This is a genomic window from Mesorhizobium sp. M7A.F.Ca.CA.004.04.2.1 (assembly GCF_004022825.1).
Classification (GTDB): Bacteria; Pseudomonadota; Alphaproteobacteria; order Rhizobiales; family Rhizobiaceae; genus Mesorhizobium.
On record NZ_RZPH01001321.1, the window covers coordinates 1 to 1,316 of the forward strand.

The 1,316-nt window shown below is 60.6% G+C and carries 1 protein-coding gene; it reads right to left on the bottom strand.

Annotated features, from left to right (window positions below; all coding sequences use genetic code 11):
* A partial coding sequence (locus EN893_RS34220) for an amidohydrolase/deacetylase family metallohydrolase (protein ID WP_128362181.1) occupies window positions 1-1,077 on the bottom strand: 1,077 nt, incomplete at its 3' end.
* Window positions 1,078-1,316 lie beyond the last annotated feature (239 nt).

A 1,316-nucleotide genomic window follows, 5' to 3' on the forward strand; every position in this document is an offset into this window, starting at 1 on the left:
TTCAGGCGCAACGACAATCTCGCCGCGCGTGTCTTCAAGGGAAAACGCGCCATTACGCAATTCGAGGATGCTCGCATCCCCGGCCGAGCCAATCTTGAATGTTCCAAGCTCTGGGCGCTGCAATGCCTTGGCCGCATTGACGGTCGAGGCTGCGATGATGTCGTTGATCGACATGCCGAGCGCAAGGAATTTCGAAAGCGTCGTAACCTGGTCGTAGGCCGGACCCTCGATGCAGAGCGCATGAACATCGGAGGAGATGGTGTCCGGCTGGAAGCCTTGCGCCATCATCGCGCGCGCCGTTTTCCAGGAGAAGGAGCCCATCCCGTGGCCGATATCGAAAAGGACGCCTCGTTCCCTCGCCTCGAGGATTTCCGGCTTGATCTTGCCTGCGCCGTCGATGGGCGCATTAGGGAAGGGTCGAAAACAATGGGTCAGTACATCGCCAGCTCGCAGGCGCGAGACGACGGCCTCGTAGGAAGGGGGTGGCTCATCGATATGGGCCATCAATGGCAGGCCCGTCTCGTCGGCGACCTGCAGGGCGACATCGAGAGGCTGGATACCGGCGGGGCCAGAGGCGTGGCGACCGATGCGCACCTTCACCCCGATGATTATGTCGCGGTTGGCGTTGATGACCTCGACGGCCTCGCGGCCGGCAAGAAGCCGCATGTCATGGCTTTCGCCGATCATGATGTTCTTTGCAAAACCATAGATGCCGGCGAAGGAGATATGCAGGTAGACGAGAATGCGAGCCGTGCTTCGCTCGATCACATGCTTGCGAAATCCGGGGAAATTTCCCGGTCCGGCACTTCCCGTGTCGACGCAGGTCGAAACCGCGCTCTTGCGGGCAAACGCGTCCGGATCCACCCCAAGCGACGTCCCGCCCCAGTAAACATGCGTGTGCAGATCGATCAGGCCGGGCGTTACGATAAGGCCCGCTACGTTTCGTTCTTCGGTTCCAGAAAGACCGTTACCGACGGCGGCGACCTTTCCTGCGGCGAAGGCGACATCGGTGACCTGGTCGATACCCTGGGAAGGATCGATGACGCGACCATTTTTCAAAACGAGATCATAAGGCATGAATTCGGCTTTCGGTTTCCAAGAAGCGCTGATTGATACGGGTGCCGTCCTCGGTGGCGAAATAGCGGACAGCGTCCGGGCTCGCGCAGAGAGTGATGCGTTCGCCCGCGGACAGGCCCGACGCATCGCTGCAGGTTGCCCGGACGATGTGGCCGGCAACGTCGACATCGAGGAACTGGAAAGGCCCGGCGGGCTCGATCAGCACGAGTTCGCCCGAAAGGGTGAGACCACCATTACCG